At 63.9% G+C, this 22616-nt stretch carries 19 protein-coding genes; 9 read left to right on the top strand and 10 right to left on the bottom strand.

Going from position 1 to position 22616, the window contains the following annotated elements:
- Nucleotides 1–4: 4 nt before the first annotated feature.
- From NKJ01_RS07960 to NKJ01_RS07950, 3 genes are all read right to left on the bottom strand, one after another.
- Nucleotides 5–712 carry an SDR family NAD(P)-dependent oxidoreductase gene (locus NKJ01_RS07960; protein ID WP_023761477.1) on the bottom strand — a complete coding sequence of 236 codons (708 nt, stop codon included), beginning with the start codon at nucleotides 710–712 and terminating at the stop codon, nucleotides 5–7.
- 187 nt (nucleotides 713–899) lie between these two features.
- Nucleotides 900–2489 carry a 5-guanidino-2-oxopentanoate decarboxylase gene (locus tag NKJ01_RS07955; RefSeq protein WP_352727273.1) on the bottom strand — a complete coding sequence of 530 codons (1590 nt, stop codon included), beginning with the start codon at nucleotides 2487–2489 and terminating at the stop codon, nucleotides 900–902.
- Nucleotides 2486–3334 carry a dimethylarginine dimethylaminohydrolase family protein gene (locus NKJ01_RS07950; RefSeq protein WP_352727355.1) on the bottom strand — a complete coding sequence of 283 codons (849 nt, stop codon included), beginning with the start codon at nucleotides 3332–3334 and terminating at the stop codon, nucleotides 2486–2488. The genes NKJ01_RS07955 and NKJ01_RS07950 overlap by 4 nt, the downstream gene beginning before the upstream one ends.
- Nucleotides 3335–3550: 216 nt before the next feature.
- Between NKJ01_RS07950 and NKJ01_RS07945 the strand changes: the two genes are divergently transcribed.
- From NKJ01_RS07945 to NKJ01_RS07920, 6 genes are all read left to right on the top strand, one after another.
- Nucleotides 3551–4366, top strand: coding sequence for an ABC transporter ATP-binding protein (locus NKJ01_RS07945; RefSeq protein ID WP_352727271.1), 816 nt, complete (start codon nucleotides 3551–3553; stop codon nucleotides 4364–4366).
- Between the two features lie 54 nt (nucleotides 4367–4420).
- Nucleotides 4421–5221: a transporter substrate-binding domain-containing protein gene (locus NKJ01_RS07940; RefSeq protein WP_352727269.1), complete on the top strand. Its 801-nt coding sequence runs from the start codon at nucleotides 4421–4423 to the stop codon at nucleotides 5219–5221.
- Between the two features lie 206 nt (nucleotides 5222–5427).
- On the top strand, nucleotides 5428–6093 hold the full coding sequence (locus NKJ01_RS07935) for an ABC transporter permease (protein ID WP_031260778.1): 666 nt from the start codon (nucleotides 5428–5430) through the stop codon (nucleotides 6091–6093).
- Nucleotides 6093–6902 (top strand): ABC transporter permease, encoded by an 810-nt coding sequence (locus NKJ01_RS07930; protein WP_023761471.1) that lies wholly within the window; start codon nucleotides 6093–6095, stop codon nucleotides 6900–6902. The genes NKJ01_RS07935 and NKJ01_RS07930 overlap by 1 nt, the downstream gene beginning before the upstream one ends.
- Nucleotides 6903–7011: 109 nt before the next feature.
- A complete protein-coding gene (locus NKJ01_RS07925) occupies nucleotides 7012–8013 on the top strand; it encodes an Ldh family oxidoreductase (protein ID WP_023761470.1) in 1002 nt (333 codons plus the stop codon).
- A gap of 537 nt (nucleotides 8014–8550) precedes the next feature.
- Entirely contained in the window at nucleotides 8551–9525 is a 975-nt protein-coding gene (locus tag NKJ01_RS07920) for a complex I NDUFA9 subunit family protein (protein ID WP_352727267.1), read from the top strand.
- A gap of 145 nt (nucleotides 9526–9670) precedes the next feature.
- Here NKJ01_RS07920 and NKJ01_RS07915 read toward each other — a convergent pair whose 3' ends face one another.
- Entirely contained in the window at nucleotides 9671–11047 is a 1377-nt protein-coding gene (locus NKJ01_RS07915; RefSeq protein ID WP_352727265.1) for a cytochrome P450, read from the bottom strand.
- 211 nt (nucleotides 11048–11258) lie between these two features.
- On the opposite strand from NKJ01_RS07915, the gene NKJ01_RS07910 reads away from it, so the two are divergent.
- The 3 genes from NKJ01_RS07910 to gyrB all read left to right on the top strand — a co-directional run bounded on the left by NKJ01_RS07910 (nucleotide 11259) and on the right by gyrB (nucleotide 17170).
- Nucleotides 11259–11828, top strand: a complete 570-nt coding sequence (locus NKJ01_RS07910; RefSeq protein ID WP_352727263.1) for an NADPH-dependent FMN reductase — start codon at nucleotides 11259–11261, stop codon at nucleotides 11826–11828.
- A gap of 90 nt (nucleotides 11829–11918) precedes the next feature.
- Nucleotides 11919–14537 (top strand): caspase family protein, encoded by a 2619-nt coding sequence (locus NKJ01_RS07905; protein WP_352727261.1) that lies wholly within the window; start codon nucleotides 11919–11921, stop codon nucleotides 14535–14537.
- Nucleotides 14538–14698: 161 nt separating this feature from the next.
- Nucleotides 14699–17170: a DNA topoisomerase (ATP-hydrolyzing) subunit B gene (gene gyrB, locus NKJ01_RS07900; protein ID WP_352727259.1), complete on the top strand. Its 2472-nt coding sequence runs from the start codon at nucleotides 14699–14701 to the stop codon at nucleotides 17168–17170.
- A 13-nt stretch (nucleotides 17171–17183) separates the two neighbouring features.
- On the opposite strand, the gene NKJ01_RS07895 is transcribed toward gyrB, so the two are convergent.
- The 6 genes from NKJ01_RS07895 to NKJ01_RS07870 all read right to left on the bottom strand — a co-directional run bounded on the left by NKJ01_RS07895 (nucleotide 17184) and on the right by NKJ01_RS07870 (nucleotide 22542).
- Complete coding sequence (locus NKJ01_RS07895; RefSeq protein WP_352727258.1) at nucleotides 17184–18641, bottom strand: hypothetical protein; 1458 nt, start codon at nucleotides 18639–18641, stop codon at nucleotides 17184–17186.
- Between the two features lie 133 nt (nucleotides 18642–18774).
- Nucleotides 18775–20172 carry an NAD(P)(+) transhydrogenase (Re/Si-specific) subunit beta gene (locus tag NKJ01_RS07890; protein ID WP_352727256.1) on the bottom strand — a complete coding sequence of 466 codons (1398 nt, stop codon included), beginning with the start codon at nucleotides 20170–20172 and terminating at the stop codon, nucleotides 18775–18777.
- 6 nt (nucleotides 20173–20178) lie between these two features.
- Nucleotides 20179–20604, bottom strand: a complete 426-nt coding sequence (locus NKJ01_RS07885; protein WP_032907925.1) for a proton-translocating transhydrogenase family protein — start codon at nucleotides 20602–20604, stop codon at nucleotides 20179–20181.
- A complete protein-coding gene (locus NKJ01_RS07880) occupies nucleotides 20604–21878 on the bottom strand; it encodes a Re/Si-specific NAD(P)(+) transhydrogenase subunit alpha (RefSeq protein ID WP_352727254.1) in 1275 nt (424 codons plus the stop codon). The genes NKJ01_RS07885 and NKJ01_RS07880 overlap by 1 nt, the downstream gene beginning before the upstream one ends.
- Nucleotides 21879–21962: 84 nt before the next feature.
- On the bottom strand, nucleotides 21963–22187 hold the full coding sequence (locus NKJ01_RS07875) for an aa3-type cytochrome c oxidase subunit IV (protein WP_023761460.1): 225 nt from the start codon (nucleotides 22185–22187) through the stop codon (nucleotides 21963–21965).
- A gap of 205 nt (nucleotides 22188–22392) precedes the next feature.
- Entirely contained in the window at nucleotides 22393–22542 is a 150-nt protein-coding gene (locus NKJ01_RS07870) for a DUF3096 domain-containing protein (protein ID WP_013528205.1), read from the bottom strand.
- Nucleotides 22543–22616: the final 74 nt, after the last annotated feature.

Genomic DNA, 22616 nt, shown 5'->3' with positions numbered 1-22616 from the left:
AAGGTTACGCCCTGCCGTAAAGCGGTACCAGCGCGCCGCTCATCGCCTGATTGGCCGGCGAGGCTAGATAAGCGATGGCTTCGGCGGCGGCTTCGAGGCTGACCCATCTGGTGACATCGGCATCCGGCATATCGGCGCGGTTTGCCGGCGTGTCGAGCGTCGACGGCGCCACGGCGTTGACCAGGATGCCGTTGTGCTTCAGCTCCTCGGCCATCGCCACCGTCATCGCTGCCACCGCCGCCTTGCTGGCGGCGTAAGCGACCGAGCCGGCGCCCTTGCGCGGTTCCAGTGCCGCCCGTGCAGCGATGTTGACGATGCGGCCTGCCGTGCCTGACGCCAGCATCGAGCGCACCGCCGCACGACAGCACAGGAAGGCGGTGCGCGCATTGGTATCCATCATCTCGGCAAAGGAAGCCGACTCGATCTTTTCCACCGGCGCCCCGGTAAAGCCGCCGGCCAGGTGGATCGACCCCCACAGGTCCGGAACCTGGCTGTAGAACGCCTCGACCTTGGCGGAGTCCGAGAGATCGACATTGTGCACCAGCTTGACACGATCATGCGCGGTGAAGGGGAAATGCGATGGCGCGGCGGCATGGGCATTGGGCACATGGCAGATCGCGCCGTCACTCAGCAGTTTGCCGACAACCGCACCGCCGAGCGCGCCGGTTCCGCCGGTCACGACGATATGCTTGCCTTCAAGGGTTTCCGTCATCTTGGACCGCTCCTGTCATTTTTTTATCGTTAGGTCGTTTCTTGCGCCGCCGACGCGGAGCGTCGCGCCTTTCGCGCCATCACTCAATTGAAATCTCGACATGGCAGTCGTTGCGTCTTTGCATGCGTCCAGCCACGGGCCAGCCATGGGTCATGCAGCCGCGACGGGAAGCCCGCGCCACCGGTGTTCAGTCAACCGTGATTTCGATGACGCGCGGCAGTCCGGTGGCCCGCGCGCGCTTCAGCGCATCTGCCAGAGCGTCGATATCGGCAAGCCGTTCGGCGCCGATGCCATAGGCCTCAGCCAGCTTGCAGAAATCCGGCGGTGCCGGCGACACGCCCACCGGCTCGACGCCGACATCGAGCATCGAGGTTTCGATCTCGCGATAGCCGCGATTGTTCCACACGATGAAGATCACGGGCGCCCGGGCATCGAGCGCGGCGCCCAGTTCCGGCAGCGTGAACTGGAAGCCGCCGTCACCCGTGAGGCAGACGACGGGCGCCTCGGGCACCGCAAGGGCGGCACCGATCGCCGCCGGCGGGCCATAGCCGAGTGCGCCGAAACCTGTCGCGGCATTGAACCAGCCGCCCGGCCGATCATGGTCATAATAGAGGTTGGCAGCATAGATCGGCTGCGTCGAATCGCCAACTATGAGTGCGCCAGGCAGCGCGTCGCGGATCGTCTCGACGGCGCGCACCTGGGCCTGCAGCGTCGGATTGAGCTCGGCGAAGGCCGCTTTCCGTGCCGCGGCGGCGCGCAAAGGGCCGCTCTCGCTTGCCGGAACATGGCTGATTTGCGGAAGCAGCGCCTCGAGCGCCTCGGCACAATCGGCCTGGATCGAAACCGTCGCCGGGCGGCGGGCAAGCTGGTCCGCGCCGATATCGATGCGGATCAGGTTGACGGGCAGGACGAAGCCGCCATCGCTGTAGCCATCGTAGTCGGTCGGGCCGAATTCGGTTCCGGCGGCAATCACCAGATCGGCTTCGGCCATCAGCGCCCGCACTGCTTTCAGGCTGGGGCTGGCCGGCACGCAAAGCGGATGACCATGCAGCAGGCCGCGCGCGTTGGCGGTCTGGACGACCGGCGCTCCCAGCCGTTCGGCCAGACGCCGCAATGGCGCCTCGGCGCGCTTGGCGCCGCCCCCGGCCAGGATCAGCGGGCGGCGCGCGGCGGTGACGAGTTTGGCAGCGCTGGCAATTGCGGCGGCTTCGGGCGCGGGCGGCGGCGCATTGCTCAGCACGGCGGAGATGCCGTCCGCCGGCTTGACCATGACGTCGGTCGGAATCTCGATGTGCACCGGCCCGGGCCGGGCCGATGAGAACAGCGCGAAGGCCTGCGCCAGCGCACCTGGCAATTCGCTGGCCTGGGTGACGCGATGCGAAAACAGCGCAACCTTTTCCATCATGCCGCGCTGGTCTGGCAGTTCATGCAGGAAGCCGAGGCCCTTGCCCAGGGTCGGCGTGGCGTTAACCCCGGAGATGACCAGCATCGGCACCGAATCGGCACGCGCCTGACCCATGGCGGTGATGGTGTTGGTCAGCCCCGGTCCGGTGATGACGAAGGCAACGCCCGGCCTGCCGCTGGCGCGCGCATAGCCGTCGGCCATGAAGCCGGCGCCCTGTTCATGACGCGGCGTGACATGGCGGATGTTGGAGCGCGCCAGCCCCCGGTAGAGCTCGACTGTGTGCACGCCGGGAATGCCGAAGACCGTGTCGACACCATGGGCTTCGAGCAGCGAAATGAGCGCCTCGCCGACGGTCGGGCCAATGTTGGTCATTGGCGTAGCACCGGCCGCGTCAGGCAGGTCGGGCCGCCTTCGCAGGCGATGCACAGCGCATCCGCCTCGAAGGTGGAGACCACGCAGCCGGCGGCCTGCATGGCAGCCGCTGTCCTGGGAAAACCGGCAACGGCGATGACCTGGCGCGGCGCGGTCGGCAACACGTTGAGGCTGAGCCCGTTGGAGGCGAAGAACTCGCCGGCATCGCCCTCGACCAGCTTGACGCCGCGCGCCCGCAGCATCTGGTAGAAGGCGGCCGGGAGCAAGGGCGCGTAGACCAGCGCCAGATCGTCGGCGAGCGGACTGATCACCGACATCAGATGCAGGCAGGCCTCCTCGCCATGCCAGAGCGGCAGATCGAAGCCGAAGACCGAAATCCCCTTGGGCGAGAGCAGATTAGCGAGTTGCTGGATACCGTCCTGGTTGGTGCGCACGCCACGACCGACGGCCAGCGTGGTCGCATCGACCCAGACGCAGTCGCCGCCTTCCACCTGGCCAGGGCTTTCGAGGCGCCCAAGGATGGGAATGCCCATGCGCTCGTACGCTGCCTCATGCAGGCCGGGCTCGGCCTGGCGCAATGCCTTGCCCATCGAGAGAATAATCGCGCCATGATCGGTCATCAGCGACGGATCGTGGGTGAAGACGGCATCGGCCAGCCCGTCATCGGCATCCGTCAGCCATTCGATCTCGGCGCCGGAAGCCGCGATCATGCCGGACAGCTGCTCATGCTGGGCTGCGGCCTTTTGCGGATCGAAGCCTGGACCATAGTGCCATTCCTGTGCCCTGGCATGACGCATGGCGCTGGCGGCGGACCGCATCAGCACGCGTTTCAGGGGTCCGGCCATGGACTGCGACCCGTATGATTTGCCCACTCAATTCTCCCGAAACGTTCGTTGCCGCCACTAACCACTACGGCAGGCTCCGATCAATAGTCCAAAAACCATGGTTGACGGAGGCAAGCGGAACGGTCCATCCTGAGAATGGGAACTCTGTCAGTGACGGGTAATGGGTAAAAGATACCAGCAGCGACCGATTCTACCGCGCCGCGGAGCGTCGAAGGGATGACGGTTACAAGCGCCGCATCCGCACTGAAATACACGGCGCAGAACGGCGCCGCCGAAGCCATCCATGTCGAGAACCTGCACAAGAGGTTCGGTGAGTTGCATGTGCTGAAGGGCGTGTCGCTGTCGGCGCGCGACGGCGAGGTGATCGCCATTATCGGTGGCTCAGGCTCGGGCAAGTCGACGCTGCTGCGCTGTATCAACTGCCTGGAAAATCCTACCAGCGGTGTCATCCGGGTCAATGGCGAAGAGATCAAGCTCAAGGCCGACAGCCACGGCCACACGGTTCCGGCCGATCGCAAGCAGATCGAGCGCATCCGTTCCAAGCTCGGCATGGTGTTCCAGAACTTCAACCTGTGGAGCCACATGACGCTGATCGAGAACGTCATCGAGGTTCCGGTGCACGTGCTTGGCGTCAAGCGCGATGTGGCGATCGCAGAGGCCGAAAAGCTGCTCGCCCGCGTCGGCCTTGCCGAAAAGCGCGACGTCTATCCGGCCTATCTGTCGGGCGGCCAGCAGCAGCGGGCCGCTATCGCCCGGGCGCTGGCCATCAATCCGCGCGTCATGCTTTTCGATGAGCCGACCTCGGCGCTGGACCCTGAGCTGGTCGGCGAAGTTCTGAAGGTGATCGGCGACCTGGCACGCGAGGGCCGCACCATGGTGCTGGTCACCCATGAGATGAAGTTTGCCCGTGAGGTCGCGACCCACGTCGTCTACCTCTACAACGGGTTGGTCGAGGAAGAGGGGCCGCCGGAGCAGATATTCGGCGCACCGAAATCCGAAAGGCTGAAACAGTTCATCCGCAACATCGGCTAGGAACAGGCCGGGGCGGGAGAAACCGGGAACCAACAACAAACTGGGAGTCGTGAAATGAAGACCGTTCTGAAGACATTCGCCGCAGCGCTGCTGCTCGGCGTCGCCGCGATGGGGGTGGCCAAGGCCGATCCAGTCAAGATCGGCGTCGCCGCCGAACCCTATCCACCCTTCACCTCGCCCGATGCATCGGGCAAGTGGATCGGCTGGGAGATCGAGTTCATCGACGCAGTCTGCGCCGAAGAGAAGCTTGACTGCGTCATCACTCCGGTTGCCTGGGACGGCATCATTCCGGCGCTGACGACGAAGAAGATCGACCTCATCGTCAGCTCGATGTCGATCACCAATGAGCGCAAGAAGACGATCGACTTCTCGGACAAATATTATAACACGCCGACGGCGATCATCGGGCCAAAGGACCAGAAATTCGGCGCCACTCCGGACGACCTCAAGGGTAAGGTCATTGGCGTTCAGGTGTCGACCGTGCACGCCGTCTACGCCAAGAAGCACTTCGGCGCCACGGCTTCCGAGATCAAGGAATACCAGACCCAGGACGAAGCCAACAACGATCTTGCGGCCGGTCGCCTCGACGCGGTGCAGGCCGATTCCATCGCGCTTGGCGAATTTCTCAAATCGGACCAGGGCAAGGCCTGCTGCGATCTCAAGGGCATGGTGGCACCGGATGACGAAGTGCTCGGACCGGGCGTCGGCGCCGGCGTGCGCAAGGAAGACACCGAGTTGAAGGACAAGATCAACGCCGGCATCAAGGCGATCCGCGCCAACGGCAAATACGACGAGATCTCGAAGAAGTACTTCGATTTTGACATTTACGGCGGCGGCGGCGCGCAGTCGAACTGACAATCCTCGCATGAGCCGAGGGGCATGGCGTCAGCGCCATGCCCCTCCTGCCCGATCTTTCCCAGGCATGTTTGCCGCCGACGCAGCCGTCGGTGGTTAGAGCCAGCAATCCGGGGGCGACGCTGATCGACGCATTTCTTTCGGCCTCGGCGGCCGGCATCATCGAACTTCTCTCGCCCAATGCGCCGGGCTGGGGCGGGACCCTTTTGGTTGGACTGCTGCATTCGATCGAGATCGCGCTGGGCGCCACATGTCTCGGTCTTTTGATCGGCACGTGCGGCGCCTATGGCAAGCTTTATGGCGGCCCGGTGGTGCGCGATTTGCTAGTGGTCTACACGACCATCGTGCGCGCCGTGCCCGAACTGGTGCTGATCCTGCTGCTCTATTACGCCGGAACCGACCTGATCAACCAGGCGCTGACGGCAATGGGTTATCAGCGCGTCGACATTAGCGGCCTTGCCGCCGGCATCGCCGTGCTCGGCTTTGTCCAGGGCGCCTATTCGACCGAGGTGATACGCGGCGCGATCCTGGCCATTCCGCAAGGGCAAATCGAAGCCGCCCGCGCCTATGGAATGTCTCCCGGCCTCCTCTTGCGGCGCATCACCTTGCCGGCAATGCTGCCCTTCGCCATACCGGGCCTCGCCAATCTCTGGCTGATCGCCACCAAGGACACTGCACTGCTGGCGGTCGTCGGCTTCTACGAGCTGGCGCTGGCAACGCGGCAGGCCGCCGGCGTCACCAAAGCCTATTTCACCTTCTTCTTCGCCGCGGGCGTGCTCTATCTGCTGTTGTCGTTGTTTTCCAACCTCCTCATCGGCCGGGTCGAGGCCTGGTCGCGGCGCGGCATGCCTTCGCTGAAGGAGGCGCGCTGATGGCCAACGAGGCGGCTATCATCAACGTCGTCGCGCGGACGTCGCTGTGGCTGCAGCCGCACCGTATCGTGCTGATCCTGATCGCACTCGGGCTGGTTCTGTCGGCGGCGTTTTTCATGCGCTGGGACTGGCTGCCGCAATATTATGAGATGGGATTGATCGGCATCTGGCGCTCGCTGTGGATCCTGGCCGTCACCTGCATTCTGGGCTTCCTGCTCGCCGTGCCGCTCGGGCTGGCGCAGGCCACCGGCTCCTTCTGGTTCGCCGCGCCCGCCAAGGTGTTCTGCACGGTGATCCGGGGCACGCCGCTGCTGATCCAGCTGTGGCTGCTCTATTACGGCCTGGGCTCGCTGTTTCCACAATATCCGTGGATCCGTGGATCCTGGATGTGGCCATATCTGCGGCAAGCCTGGCCATATGGCGTGCTGGCATTGACCTTGTCTTTTGCCGGCTATGAAGGTGAAGTGATGCGCGGCGCCTTTGCCGGCGTGCCCAAGGGGCAACTCGAGGCCGCCCGCGCCTTCGGCATGAGCCGCTGGAAGGCATTCCGGCGCATCTGGTTGCCGCAAGCCATCTACCGGGCGCTGCCGACGCTGACCGGCGAGACCGTGCTGCAATTGAAGTCGACGCCGTTGGTGGCGACGATCAGCGTGATCGACATCTTCGCTGTTTCGTCCAAGGTGCGGCAAGATACCTACCTCACCTACGAACCCTTGCTGCTGCTGGCGCTGATCTACATGACGATCACCGGTATTCTGGTCTTCGCCTTCGGCAGGATCGAAGCCAGGATCCCGAACAAGATCGGCTAGCGAGTTAGCGAATAGCAAATAGCGAATAGCGAATAGTAAGCACTCGATATTTTCGCTATTTCCGCTACTCCCTACTCGCCATTCGCTATTCGCCCAGGAACTCATTGTGATGCAACTCAGTCTCGATCAGGCAAAAGGACTGTGCCGGATGGCGGCACTCGGCGCCGGCGCGAACGAGGAAGCAGCACAATCGCTAACCGCTTCGATCATATCAGCCGAGTCGGAAGGGGTTTCCTCCGTCGGGTTTTCGCATTTCATCGATTACCTCGAGGCGCTGGAAGCCGGACGCATTGACGGCAACGCAGACCCGGTGATCACCCGGCCGGCGTTGGCGATCTACCTCTCCGATGCGCGCGGCGGGCTGGCGCATACCGGCTTCGACCGCACCATCGACGACCTCGCCAAGACGGCAAGACTGTTCGGCGTCGCCATCTTCTCGCAGAAGAACGCCTATACATGCGGCGCGCTCGGCTATTTTACCGGCCGGCTGGCAGCACAGGGGCTGGTGTCGTTCGCCGCCACCAACGGCCCGGCCGTGCTCGCCGGCTCCGGCTCGGTGAAGCCGGTCTACTGCACCAATCCGATGTCGTTTGCCGCACCCGCCGCCGACGGCGCGCCGCTGGTCATCGACCAGTCGTCGAGCGCCACCGCCTTCGTCAACATCCGCAAGGCGGCCGAGGACGGCAAGACAATCCCCGAAGGCTGGGCGCTGGACGCCAGCGGCAACCCGACCACCGATCCGGCCGCCGCCATGAAGGGTGCCATGCTTGCCTTCGGCGGCCAGCGCGGCGCCAACATCGCGCTGATGGTCGAAGTGCTGGCGGCGGGCCTGTCGGGCGCCAACTGGTCGCTCGACGCGCCATGGTTCGGCGGCGGACCGGACAGTCCGGGCACCGGGCTGTTCGTCCTTGCCATCGAACCAAAGCTGCTCGATCCGGATTTCGAGCAGCGGATGAAGGACCAGCTCGACCGGCTGCGGCGGCGCTTCGGCGTGCACGTGCCAGGTCGTGCCCGCGCTGAGGCCACAGAGAAGGCGCAAGCGCGCGGCATCACCGCATCCAAGGCCGTGGTGCAGCGCATTTCCGAATTCGCCGCCCGCTACTCCTCCTGAATAATCCATTAGAGATCCGAAAGTTATCTTGGATCTGCCCGCTTGAAGTGTGGCGCGGTGCAATTTTCTTTGCGCCCCGCTGAACCTTTCTGCGCGCTGTCGCGACCCAGCTTTGTCCAAGGCGAGCTTGCCCGATCCACACCGGGGCACCAAACCGCCAACTGCAGCGCCGACTTCATCGCGGCCTGCAAGAAGATCGGCGGCACCATGTCGGATGCTCAGGGCTGGGGTGGGCGTACTTGCTTTACGCCCTCCTGACACCGTCTCAGGTCAGGCCGCTCCGTCGGCCCCCTGACTTCGCATGGATGCAGCCCGGAAAGCCCCGCCTCGGCGGGGTTTTCTGCGTTCTACGTCCACTTCTTTGGGCGGCGATCCTGCTGTTCTTCGTCGTTCGCGGCGGCAACCGCCACTCGGCCGGCCCATGCATCGGCAAGGCATTCTGACAAGGCCGGCAGCGACCACGCGTCACCCTTTGCCTTTGGCGCGAAACCGATTATGAAACGGCTTCAGCCAAGCCTGCGAGCGCCGGAGCCAGCCATGACCGAAATCCTGCAGACCCCAAAGCTCGTCGTCATCTTTGGCGGGTCAGGCTTTGTCGGCCGCCATGTCGTGCGCGCGCTGGCCAAGCGCGGCTATCGCATCCGGGTCGCCTGCCGGCGGCCAGATCTCGCCGGCCATCTGCAGCCGCTCGGCAATGTCGGCCAGATCCAGCCGGTGCAGGCCAATGTGCGCGTGCGCTGGTCGGTAGACCGTGCCGTGCAGGGTGCCGACCACGTCGTCAATCTGGTCGCCGTCCTGCATGATAGCGGCCGGCAGAAATTCCCCGCCGTCCACGAGTTCGGCGCCCGCGCCGTGGCCGAGGCAGCGCGCGCCGTCGGCGCCGGCCTCACCCATATTTCCGCGCTTGGCGCCGACTTGAACTCCCCATCGGACTATGCGCGCACCAAGGCGCTCGGCGAAAAGGCCGTTCTGGAGACGATCAAGGACGCCGTCATTTTCCGGCCATCGATCAATTTCGGGCCCGAAGACGCCTTCTTCAACCGCTTCGCCAACATGGCGCGCTATTCGCCGGTGCTGCCGCTGATCGGCGGCGGCCAGACCAAATTCCAGCCTGTCTATGTCGGCGACGTCGCCGAAGCAGTGGCGCGCTCGGTCGACGGCAAGGTCGATGGCGGTCAGATCTATGAACTCGGCGGCCCCAAGGTACTCACCTTCAAGGAATGCATGGAAGAGTTGCTCCAGGTGATCGAACGCAAGCGCATGCTGGTGCCGGTGCCGTGGTGGGTTGCCAACATCCTGGCCTCGATCCTCGGCCTCTTGCCCAATCCGCTGCTGACCAAGGACCAGGTGATACAGCTGCGCGAGCACAACATCGTGTCGGACGCGGCGGTCAAAGCCAACAGGACACTCGCCGGGCTTGGCATCCAGCCGCAATCAATCGCGACGATCGTGCCCAGCTACCTCTGGCGCTACCGCGCTGCCGGCCAGTTCCAGCGCAAGCCCGCGGCATAATTCATTCAGCTTGAAGGTGTGTTTAGATTCAGGTCAGGCCGAGCCGAGAGCGGTGGAATCCGAGAACCGGAACGGAGCGTACTTTTGGTACGTGAGTACCGGAAGCGCAGGAAGCCATCGTTCGCAGGCCGGCATCACCTGAATATCATCCCACCTGGCGGGGCGTGACCTGCATCGGCAAGCCGCCTTGCGGCTGGGTGGTGAGTTTCTGTACCGGCCAGGGTTTCGTCTCTGCGGTGGTGTCGAAGCGGAAGCGTGACAGCATGATCGCCAGCGCGATGATCGCCTCCTGCATGGCGAAGCTGGCGCCGATGCAGACGCGCGGGCCCGCACCGAACGGCAGATACTGGAAGCGGTCGATCTTTTCGCGGTTTCCCGGATGGAAGCGCTCCGGCAGGAAGGCATCCGGCCTGTCCCAAAGCTTCCGGTGGCGGTGGACGACCCACGGCATCACCAGCACGGCGGCGTGCTTCGGGATATAGAGATCCTTCCACATTTCCGGTTCGATCGGCTCGCGGTTGATGGATGGTGCCGGCGGATAGAGCCGGAGCGCCTCGTCGAAGGCAGCGCGCGTCAGCGGCATGGCATCGAGCCACTTCGTCGGATCGGGCTCGCTCGCCAGCACTCGGTCGATCTCCTGCTCGACCCGGTTGCGCTCCCACGGGGATTCCGCAAGGCAATAGAGCGTCCAGCCAAGCGCGCGTGCCGTGGTCTCGTGGCCGGCGCCGATGAAGGTGATGATGTTGTCCTCGACTTCGGCTCGCGTCAGCCCCTCTGGACCTTCGGCCTTGAGCAGCAGCGTCAGGAAATCCTGCGGCACGGCATCGGGATCGCGCTTGAATCTCTCCTCGCGCATCTTGACCGTATCGGTGACGATCTTGCGGAAATAGGCCATGGTCTTGCGGCCGCGGATGCGGGTCAGGCGTGGCAGCCAGTCGGGCGCGCGCAACAGGTCGAGCGGATCGACGCGGCCCATCGTCTCGAACAGGCGGTCGATCTCGTTGGCGAAACTGCCGGGCCCGCCCGCGATCTCGCCGGAGAACAGCGTTTCGGCCAGGATGTCGTAAGTGAGCAGCGTCATGTCATGGGCGATGTCGGACATGCTGCCGCCTTCATATCGCGAGACGAACTCCCGCGTGCGCCGAAGCATCGGCTGGGCGAAGCCGAAAATGTGGCGCGGCGTGAACACCGGCGCCATCGCCTTGCGCGACCGCCTCCACACCTCGCCCTCGGCGGTCAGCAAGCCGTCGCGCAGGATCGGCCGCAGGATTTTCTGGCGCACAGTCGCCATCTTGTAATTCTTGGCGTTGTCGACCAGCACGTGGCGGATCAGGCCGGGATCGTTGGCAACGATCAGATGTCCACCAACGCCACTCGCCGAAATCCAGGGCTCGTTGTAGGTATGCTCCCCCCACAGTTCGAGCGGGTTGCGGTAGACGATGCGGATCATCTCCAGCGTCGAGGGCGGCGTCGTGCGCGGCTTCGGCGCCGGGGGAACAAAGGGGGCGGGCTGGACGTCCATGGGCTGCTCCGCTGATACCACAATGTAGTGGCTGGCGACCCGGGCGTCCATGTGACCGAACGGCAGACGCAAATTGTGCGGCCTGGGATGTGCGGCAGACAGTCCGTTCAGCCGATTGTGACCACTCTCCTTGCGGTGTCGCCTTGTCCACGGCCATGCTCTGCCATAGGTCACGGTCACCAACAGATACCGCCAGCCTTGGGAGCCAGCCTTGAAGCATCAGTTGAACATCATCATCGGCAGCACGCGGCCAGGCCGCGCCGGACCGGTTTTCGCCGACTGGCTGGAGAGATTCGCGCGCGAACACGGGAAATTCGAGCCGGTGCTGACCGACATCGCGGCGTTCAATCTGCCGGTGCTGGACGAGCCGCACCATCCAAGGCTTGGCAAATACCAGAACGACCATACCAAAGCATGGTCAAAGGCGATCGATGCCGCCGACGCCTTTGTCTTCGTGGCGCCGGAATACAATTATTTCGTGGCGCCGGCGATCGTCAATGCGATCGACTATCTGTTGCGCGAATGGAAATACAAGCCAGCCGGCATTTTCAGCTATGGCGGCGTCTCCGGCGGCCTGCGCGCAGCGCAGGCGCTGAAGCCGCTGCTGACCTCGGTGGGCGTCATGCCGATCCCGGAAGGTGTCGCGCTGCCGATGTATCAGAAACTGCTCGACGAGAAAGGCGCTTTCAACGCCAGCGAGCAGGTGCAGGGCGGTGCCAAAACCATGCTCGACGAGCTGCTGTGCTGGAGCGAGGCGTTGAAGCCGATGCGGGCTGCCTGACGCGCCGGCCTTGCGCCAAAAGCCCGGCTTGCTCATGCCATAAAGAGATGGAATGTTCGCACAGATGAACGAGCCGGGGGGCAGTTCGACTTGCGCTTGCTGTTTGCCTTGCTGCTGATGCTCACGACCACCGCCGCGGCAGTGGCGGAGCGGCGCGTGGCGCTGGTCATCGCCACCGATAACTACCGGCTGATCCGGCCGCTCGCCAATCCGGTTCATGACGGCGAGGCAATGGAAGCGGCGCTGAAGAAGCTCGGCTTCGAGGTCGTTCTCGAAACCAATCGCGATCTGCGTCGCATGCGCCGCGCGCTCGACGATTTTCGCCAGGATGCCAGGGGCGCCGACGTTGCGCTGGTCTATTTCTCCGGCCATGGCGTCGAGATATCAGGCAACAACCGGCTGCTCCCGGTCGATGCCGACGCGTCCTCGCTCGATGCGCTGGAGAAGACCAGCCTACCGCTGGAGGAGGTGCGCGACGCCGTGGCCGTCACAGCCAAGGTTGGCTTGATCATGCTCGACGCCTGCCGCAGCGATCCGTTTTCGGGCATGGTGAGCGAAGGTCGAGGCGCGACATCGCTGGCAAAGGACGTCGTGGAGAAAGTTAGGCCGGGGCTCGGCCGGATTGGCCGCGCCGAAAACATCCTGTTCGCCTTTTCGGCAGCGCCAGGTGAGACGGCGGCCGACGGAACCGGCGAGAACTCGCCGTTCACGACAGCGCTGACCAAATATCTCGGCACTGACGGGCTCGAGATCCGCTCGGTGCTGACGCTGGTGCAGCAGGAGGTCTATGACCTGTCGCGCGGCAAGCAGCTGCCCTATGTCGAGAGCGGCCTGCCGAAGCTGTTCTTTGCCGCAGCGGCCAAGGAACAGCTGCCGGAGCGCGAGCGCCTGCTGCTCGCCATGGCCGACGTGACGCCTCAGATGCGCGGCGAGGTCGAGCAGATAGCCAGCGATGCCGACATGCCGCTGGCGCCGCTCTATGGCGCGCTGATCAGCTCCGACGCCAGCCACCTCTCGGCGGACAGCCTGAATGCCAGGCTGCATGAGGCGGCCGACGCCTTCGTCAAGGTGCGCAGCGAAATGAGGACGCTCGCCTCCGATGATCCGCAAGTGACGGAACTGCGCCGGCAGGCCGAGGAGCAGCTGTCGCTCGGGGCCTTCGACAGCGCGCGCGCCATCCTCGCCAAGGCCGCCGATATCGACAATGTCTCGCGCAACGCCTTGAGGGCCAATTTCGTCGGACGCACGCTGTCCGAGGCGGCGACGCGTTTCCTGTCCGGCGGTGCGGCACGAGCCGATCTCGACTACGCCACGGCCATCAACGACTACGAATCGGTGCTGGCCCTTTACGGCGAGGCCGGGCAAACCTCGCTGGCGCTGAACGATGCCGACCGACAGATCCGGACGCTGGACGACCTCGGCAAGCTCTATACGCTCGTTGGCAACACCGATGCCGCAGGCCGCGCCTTTACAGCGCTTGTATCCAATCTCGAGCTGCGTTCGGCCCATGAAAGCGATCCGAGCGTCAAGCGCGATTTTGCCGTCAGCCACATCAAGCTCGGCAACATCAGGCTGGTGCAGGGCGACCTGCCGCAAGCGCTTGAGAACTATCAGGCCGCCAGAACCATGCTCCGGGATTTGACTGCGGCCGAGCCCGATCGTCTGACATGGTTCGGCGACTTCGCCACGGCCGACGACAAGATCGGCGATGTGCTGGTGACGCAAGGCGACCTGGCCGGGGCCGCGCGGATCTACCAGGAAAGCCTGTCGATCAAGAAGCAGCTTGCCGACAACGAACCGGAGCGCGCGGAGCTGCAGCGCGACCTGACCATCAGCTATGACGAGATCGGCGCGCTGGCGCGCACCGCCGGCCAGTTGGACAATGCGCAGGCGGCCTATGAGCAAAGCCTGGATATCCGGCTGGCGCTGGCCAACAAGAATCCACAGGATCCAGGGCGGCAGCGCGACGTCTCTGTCAGCCATACGACGATCGGCGACCTCAAGCGCGAGCGCAGCGATGCGGTTGGCGCGCTCGCGGCCTATCGGGCCAGCCAGTCGATCGTCGAGCGGCTGGTGGTGCGCGATCCGGACAACAGCGAGCTGAAGCGCGACCTGTCGGTCGGCTACGCCAAGATCGGCAATGCGCTGAGCGACCAGGAGAAATGGCCGGATGCGCTGTCGGCCTACAGGCAAGCTCTCGAACTGGCCCGCGCGCTGGCGGCTGGCGACCCAAACAACACGGATTGGCAGCGCGACCTCTCCGTCAGCCTCGAAAAGGTCGCCGGCATTCTGGCGATCCAAGGCGACCGGGCGGGTGCGCTCAGGGCCTACACCGACAGTTTCGTCATCGCAGACCGGCTGGCCAAGCTTGATCCGGCCAATGCCGACTGGCAGCGCGACCTGTCGATCACGCTGTCGGAGATCGGCATGCTCAAGGCCAAGCAACACGACATCAGGGGTGCACGGCAAGCCTTCCAGGACAGTCTCGACATCCGCCAGCAGCTTGCCCAGGCCGACCCGAACAACGCCACCTGGCAGCGTGATCTGGTGGTTGCCTATGTCGACTACGCCCAGGTCGCGAAAAGCCCCAAGGCCGTGCTTTCCCGGGCGCTCGACATGACGCTGGAACTTGATCGGACCGGGCGGCTGGCGCCGCGCTACAAGTTCATGATCAAGTTTCTCAGGGACCGGCTGGCCAAAGCCAGATAAGGCCTGGCGAGAGCGCGTCATGGACAGCCGGCTCATTCCCGGGGAAATGCCTGCAAACCTTGGAAAAACCGCCTTTAGCGCCTATATCTAGTGCATATCAGAGGCGCGATTCGGGGCCAATTTTCCGCGCCGTGCGAGCGGCATCCAGACAACAGGTTTTCATGAGCGATCAGATCGACAACATCAGCGGCGCTGAAGCCGAATACGGCGCCGATTCCATTAAGGTTTTGAAGGGGTTGGATGCTGTCCGCAAACGCCCCGGCATGTATATCGGCGACACCGACGACGGTTCCGGCCTGCATCACATGGTCTATGAGGTGGTCGACAATGCGATCGACGAGGCGCTGGCCGGTCATGCCGACCTCGTCACCGTGACGCTGAATCCCGACGGTTCGGTCACCGTGATCGACAATGGGCGCGGCATTCCGACCGATATCCACACCGGAGAAGGCATTTCGGCGGCTGAAGTGATCATGACTCAGCTGCATGCCGGCGGCAAGTTCGACCAGAACTCCTACAAGGTCTCGGGCGGCCTGCATGGCGTCGGCGTCTCGGTGGTCAATGCGCTTTCGGCCTGGTTGAAACTGAAAATCCGCCGCAACGGCCAGATCTTCGAGATGAGCTTCACGCATGGCAATGCCGATGCGCCGCTGAAGGCGACGGGCAGCTACGAGCAGGACAAGCAGCCGGGCACCTATGAAGGGCGCAGCGGCAGCGAGATCACCTTCTTTCCGTCGACCGAGACCTTCACCATGGTCGAATTCGACTTCGGGACGCTGGAACACCGGCTGCGTGAGCTTGCTTTCCTCAATTCCGGCGTGCGCATCGTCCTGAGCGACGCCCGTCACGCCGACGTCGTGCGCCATGAATTGCACTATGATGGCGGACTGGAAGAATTCGTCAAATATCTCGACCGGGTCAAGAAGCCGCTGATCGACAAGCCGATCGCTATCAAGGCTGAGCGCGACGGGATAACCGTCGAAGTGGCGATGTGGTGGAACGACAGCTACCACGAGAACGTGCTGGCCTTCACCAACAACATCCCGCAGCGCGATGGCGGCACACATCTAGCCGGCTTTCGCGGCGCGCTGACGCGCCAGATCACCGGGTATGGCGACTCCTCGGGCCTAACGAAGAAGGAAAAGGTCTCGCTGATCGGTGACGATTGCCGCGAAGGCTTGACGGCGGTGCTGTCGGTCAAGGTTCCCGATCCGAAATTCTCCTCGCAAACCAAGGACAAGCTGGTCTCGTCGGAAGTCCGGCCCGTTGTCGAAGGACTGGTCAACGAAGCACTTGGCACCTGGCTGGAGGAGCACCCGGCAGAGGGCAAGGTGGTCGTCGACAAGGTGATTCAGGCAGCGGCGGCGCGTGAAGCGGCACGCAAAGCGCGTGACATCACCCGCAAGAGTTCGCTCGGCGTTACCTCGCTTCCCGGCAAGCTGGCCGATTGCCAGGAACGCGACCCGGCAAAATCCGAAATCTTCATCGTCGAGGGCGATTCCGCCGGCGGCTCGGCCAAGGGTGGGCGTTCGCGCCAGAACCAGGCGATCCTGCCCTTGCGCGGCAAGATCCTCAATGTCGAGCGGGCGCGCTTCGACCGCATGCTCGGCTCCGACATGATCGGCACCCTGATCACCGCGCTCGGCACTTCGATCGGCAAGGATGAGTTCAACGCCGACAAACTGCGCTATCACAAGATCATCCTGATGACCGACGCCGACGTCGACGGCGCCCATATCCGCACCTTGCTGCTCACCTTCTTCTTCCGCCAGATGCCGGAATTGATCGAGCGCGGCCATCTCTACATCGCCCAGCCGCCGCTCTACAAAGTGACGCGCGGCAAGAGCTCTCAATACATCAAGGACGAAGGCGCCTTCGAGGAGTTCCTGATCGGTTCAGGACTGGAAGAAGCGTCGCTTACGCTCGGCTCCGGCGAAGTGCGCGCCGGGCAGGACCTGCGCGGCGCCATCGACGATGCGCTGGCCGTGCGCCAGCTGATCAACGGCCTGCATACACGCTATAACAGGGGCGTGGTCGAACAGGCGGCGATCGCCGGCGGGCTCAACCCGGACGTCTTCACCGATCTTGGCCGCGCCAATACCATGGCGGAGCGGATTGCAAAACGCCTCGACATCATCGCCGAGGACACCGAGCGCGGCTGGACCGGCCGCATGTCGACATCGAATGAAGGTGTCGGCGGTTATGTGTTCGAGCGCACGGTGCGCAGCGTCAAGGAATACGCGCATCTCGATCTGGCGCTGATCAACTCGGCCGATGCACGCCAGCTCGACCGCTACGCTCAGCGCCTCAGCGAGGTCTATGGGTCGCCGCCGGTGCTGCGCCGCAAGGAAGTCTCCGAAACCATCTCGGGGCCGCTGGCGCTGCTCAATGCCGTCTTTGCGACCGGCCGCAAGGGCCTGACCATGCAACGCTACAAGGGTCTCGGCGAAATGAACGCCGAACAGCTCTGGGAGACCACACTCGATCCGAACGTGCGCTCGCTGCTGCAGGTCAAGGTCAATGACGCCACCGATGCGGACAGCCTGTTCTCGCGGCTGATGGGCGATGAAGTCGAACCGAGGCGCGAATTCATCCAGGACAACGCGCTGTCGGTCGCCAACCTGGATATTTGAGCCAGATCCATTCTTACGCCGGCGGTGGCTTGCTCGGCTCCAGTTTGCGGCCGAGGTCGACAGCATCGCGCAGCACGGCAAGGTGCGAGCGCGGCCGAGCGCCGGCCTCGACGCCGGTCGCCGTCAACGACCAGTACAGTGTGTGGGTGAAGATGCGGCCGAGGGAACCGCGCAGCTCGACCTGGATATTCTCCACGCCGGGGCCGAAATTTTCAGCCATCGGTCCCGAAATCGGGTCGCCCGTCAACCAGCCATTGCCCCTGTCGAAGATGTTGGTCCAGCGCGTCGCGGCAAACACCGCGCCATGATGCACCGCACGCCGCGGTTTGCCTGACGGGCTGCGTCCCTCCTGATAAAGCACCGTGCCGCCGGCCGATGCCAGTTCGACGATGGGCGGACACGCCGAGAACAGTCGCTCGGCCATGCCGCGCCTGAATTCGGCGAGATTGTTCGTCACCAGAAACTCGCTGTGGGTCAGCGGACTGCCGAGTGTGATGAAATCGCTGATCTTCCATGGCAGCGGATGGTCGGCATCCGCAGTTCGCAGTTGCCGGTAGAGCTCCCACTGATCGCGTCGGAAGCCGGCGAGGTCGTCCAGCTTGCTGGGCCATGCGGAGCCATCGGCAACAAGGGTCGACTTGTCGATGGCACGGATCGCTTTCAGTTTGGCCCTGTCGCGGATGGCCTCCAGCTCTCGGGGTCCGAAATCGGCCCACAATATCTGCAGGAGATCATAGGCGATCATCGATCCAAGGCTGTGCGAAACCAGCACGATCCGGTCGTAGGCATCGTCCATCATCAGACGTTTCAGCAGCCGCAGGCCGCGATCGCGGATCAGCGCGCGCTTCTCGACGGTCGCCGCTTCCGCACGCACATAGGCCGCAACATCGCCGAAATAGGGAATGCCGAACCGGTCCACCAACCAGATGATCAGCGAAGCCAGGATGGTGACGAGCAGGCCGGCGGCCAAGGAGATATGCTGCTGCCAAACCGACGTCGCGAGCGCGAGCACCGCGCACAGGGCGACGATGACGGCAAGAAGCGTGACGATGTAGAGCTGGCGGGCGTCGGGAGGAATATCGGTCGGCCTGCGCCACAGCAGATTTGTCACCCAGGCGGCGAGCCGCCCCCGCGTCGTGCCCTGGGTGATGTCGGCCCAGTAAAGCTCGTAGAAATCGGTGCGACGGCCATCGACATCATAAGGCGTGGTGATGCGGCGAAGTTCGTACGAATTTGTCCGGCTGTCGGGTGTGATCCAGCTCTGGTTGATCTTCGCGCCGGCGGGGTCGGCCGGATCTGCGACGCGGGCATAAAACGGCGCGCGGGCGGGGTCATGGCTCCAGACAGCCTGGACAAAGCCGCGCAGCGTGTCCATCGGCCGCTGTTCGCCCATGCCATGCACGACAACCACCGCCTGGCCAAGCTTGCGCGGCGCTTTCCCAGTGGGCGGCGATGCTATTGGGTCGGGCACCAACGTCTCCGTTGACGACAATCCCGTCAGCGGGACAGGAATTCGTCATCGTAGCCCCGAACAGCCGACACGCCAAGAAAAAGCCCGGCATGAGGCCGGGCGCTTCCTGGCGCGTCTCAGTGACGATCGCTCATCAGTGATCCATCGCCTTGACGATTTCTTCGGTCATCTTCTTGGCGTCGCCGAGCAGCATCATGGTGCCGTCCTTGTAGAACAGCGTGTTGTCGATGCCGGCATAGCCGGAGCCGAGCGAGCGCTTGACGAACAGGCAGGTGCGAGCCTTGTCGACGTCGAGGATCGGCATCCCATAGATCGGCGACGACTTGTCGTCGCGGGCGGACGGGTTGGTGACGTCGTTGGCGCCGATGACATAGGCGACATCGGCCTGCGCGAATTCGGAGTTGATGTCCTCAAGCTCGAACACTTCGTCATAGGGTACGTTGGCTTCGGCCAAGAGGACGTTCATGTGACCGGGCATGCGGCCGGCGACCGGATGGATGGCGTACTTCACGTCGACGCCGTTGGCCTTGAGCTTGTCGGCCATTTCGCGCAGCGCGTGCTGCGCCTGGGCGACCGCCATGCCGTAGCCCGGCACGATGATGACTTTCTGGGCGTTCATCATCAGGTAGGCGGCGTCGTCTGCCGAGCCCTGCTTGACCGTGCGCTCGATGCCATCGTCCGCCGTGGCGGTAGTCTCGCCGCCGAAACCGCCGAGGATGACGGAAATGAAGCTGCGGTTCATGCCCTTGCACATGATGTAGGACAGGATCGCGCCGGACGAGCCGACCAGCGCACCGGTGATGATCAGCGCCAGATTGCCGAGCGTGAAGCCAAGCGCAGCCGCCGCCCAACCCGAATAGGAGTTGAGCATCGACACGACGACCGGCATGTCGGCGCCGCCGATCGGGATGATCAAGAGGACGCCAAGGACAAGCGAGGCCGCCACAATCAGCCAGAACACCAACTTGGATTCGCTCGCAACCAGCAGCACGATCAGCACGATCAGCGCGATGCCAAGGGCTGCGTTGATGAAGTGGCGACCGCCGACCATGATCGGCTTGCCGGACATGCGGCCATCGAGCTTCAAGAACGCGATGACCGAGCCGGTGAAGGTGATGGCGCCGATGGCGACGCCGAGGCTCATCTCGATCAGCGCCTGGGCGTGGATGTCGGCGACCGTGCCGATGCCAAAACTTTCCGGCGCATAGATGGCGGCGGCCGCCACCATGACGGCGGCAAGGCCGACGAGCGAGTGGAAGGCGGCGACCAGCTGCGGCATCGAGGTCATGGCAATGCGGCGCGCGGTGACGGCGCCGACACCGCCGCCAATGGCAAGGCCGAGCACGATCAGGCCGAAGCGGCCAGCGGATGGGGTCGCCAGCGCCAGCGTGGTGGCGATGGCAATGCCCATGCCGATCATGCCGTAGAGATTGCCCTGGCGGCTGGTGGTCGGGTGCGACAGCCCGCGCAGCGCCATGATGAACAGGACGCCTGAAACAAGGTAGAGGAAGGACGCGAAGTTGGCGTTCATGGCGCTCTACTTGTCCTTCTTCTTGTACATGGCCAGCATGCGCTGGGTGACGAGGAAGCCGCCGAAGATGTTGACCGAGACCAGCATCAAGGCGACGAAGCCGAAGCCCGCGGCGATGCCGGAGGCCGCGATGCCGACGGCCAACAATGCGCCAACGACGATGACCGAGGAGATGGCGTTGGTGACGGCCATCAGCGGCGTGTGCAAAGCGGGGGTGACCGACCAGACGACATAATAGCCGACGAAGATCGCCAGCACGAAGATGGCGAAACGGAAAACGAAGGGATCGATGGCACCGCCGGATAAAGCGTGCGCGGCACCACCCGCCGCCTCGGCGCCGCCGGGCGCGGCCGCCATATTCTGCACCGCCAGCCGAACGGCGGCGGAGGCCTGGTCGAGCTGGTCGAGGGCTTTCTGCAGGGTCTGATCCATCACGCAATGCCTTTCGACTTCGACGAGGGCGACCTGGCTGCGGCTGCCTTCTTGGGAGCGGCCTTCTTCGGCTTGGCCGAAGCATCGGCGACCATGGTCTTGGCCGGGATTGCAGCCGGCTCGACACGCGGCTGCCGGTCGGCCTTTATGAAAGCAGGATGCACGATCTTGCCGCCGTCGGTCAGCATCGTCGCCTTGACCAGGTCGTCATCGCGATTGATGGCAAGCGTCTTCGTCGTCTTGTCGACCAGCGTCTCGAGGAAGGCGAACAGGTTCCTGGCGTAAAGCAGCGATGCCGACGCCGCGACACGGCCAGGCACATTGAGATGGCCGACGATCTTGACGTTGTTGGCCGTGGTGACGACCTTGCCGGCTTCGGCCCCCTCGACGTTGCCGCCCCGCTCGACGGCCAGGTCGACGAGCACCGAACCCGGCTTCATCGAGGCGACCATCGCCGCCGAGACCAGTTTCGGCGCCGGCCGGCCTGGGATCAGCGCCGTGGTGATGACGATGTCCTGCTTGGCGATATGCTCTGATGTGAGTGCCGCCTGCTTGGCCTGGTATTCCTTCGACATTTCCTTGGCGTAGCCGCCGGCCGTTTCGGCAGCCTTGAACTCCTCGTCCTCAACCGCGAGGAACTTTGCGCCGAGCGAGGCGACCTGTTCCTTGGCGGCGGGGCGAACGTCGGTGGCAGTGACGACCGCACCAAGCCGGCGCGCGGTGGCGATCGCCTGCAGGCCGGCAACGCCGACGCCCATGATGAAGACCTTTGCCGCGGGCACCGTGCCTGCCGCAGTCATCATCATCGGCAATGCCCGGTCATATTCCGAAGCGCCGTCGATCACCGCCTGATAGCCGGCGAGGTTGGCCTGCGACGACAGAACGTCCATCGACTGCGCCCGGGTGATGCGCGGCATGAATTCCATCGAGAATGCGGTCACGCCGGCCTTGGCAAGGGCTGCCACGGCGGCATCGTTGCCATAGGGATCCATGATGGCGATGACCGCAGTGCCTAGCTTGTAGCTCTTCAGCTCGAGATCCGTCGGCCGGCGCACTTTCAGCACCACATCGGCCTTGGCGATATCGGAAGCCTTGCCGATAGCGGCACCGGCCTTCGCGAATTCCTCGTCGGGGATGCGCGATCTCGTGCCTGCACCGGTTTCGACGACGATTTCGAAGCCCAGCGCCGCCAGCCGCTTCACCGTATCGGGTGAAGCCGCGACGCGCGGCTCGTTCGCGTCGAGCTCACGAGGGATGAAAACAGTCTGTCCCACCGCATGATCCTTTCGGCCGGAAGCTCGTTCCCGCAAGACGCCGGCCGGCCTCGCGGCGGCGCCGTGGACAAAAAGTCGGAAAATCTATCGGAGAATAAGGGCGCCGACGGCCATAATCAGCGCGAACAGGATGGTAGCAGAGAAGAAGCCGCCCGCGAAAAAGCCGAAAGCCATCGCCAAGAGCAGGGCTCCGCAGAAAAGCGATCCGTATTTGGCCAGCCTGAGGAAGCCCGCATAAGTGCGATCATGCTCGGCATAGTCCATCTTCGCGCCCAGTTCGACAGGACCGGTCGGCGAGTGATCAGCCATAGGAATACCCCTTCGAAGACATCTTTCAGGCACATAGCGAAAAGCCGGGCCGAGAGCAATGGCGCTATTGCCGCATCGCAGCCGACAACTGCCTCAGGGGAAATTTGAAGCCGGCTGCCGACGCGACGCCGCGCTCGACACTGGGTCCGGCCGCCTGATGTGGAAAGATACTTCGAAAGCGTCGAGGCGGGGCGCTTGCGCTGCCTCAACCGGCAAGATGCGGGAAAAGCCCGAGCAGTCCGACGACGATCAGATAGAGCGCGACAATATAGTTCAACAGCCTTGGCATGACGAGGATCAGCACGCCGGCGATCAGCGAGATGAGCGGGGTGAGCGCTAGCGTGGAAATGGTCATGTTGGGTTCCTTCTGGCAAATCCGTCGAAATGGAGACGCGGAGCGTCAACGCGCCGCCTTCATCAGAACGCCTG

Origin of the sequence: Mesorhizobium sp. M0276 (genome assembly GCF_040321755.1) — a bacterium.
In the GTDB taxonomy this organism is placed as follows: domain Bacteria; phylum Pseudomonadota; class Alphaproteobacteria; order Rhizobiales; family Rhizobiaceae; genus Mesorhizobium.
Note: the sequence above shows the minus strand (reverse complement) of the source record. Positions and strands in the feature narration are given on the sequence as shown.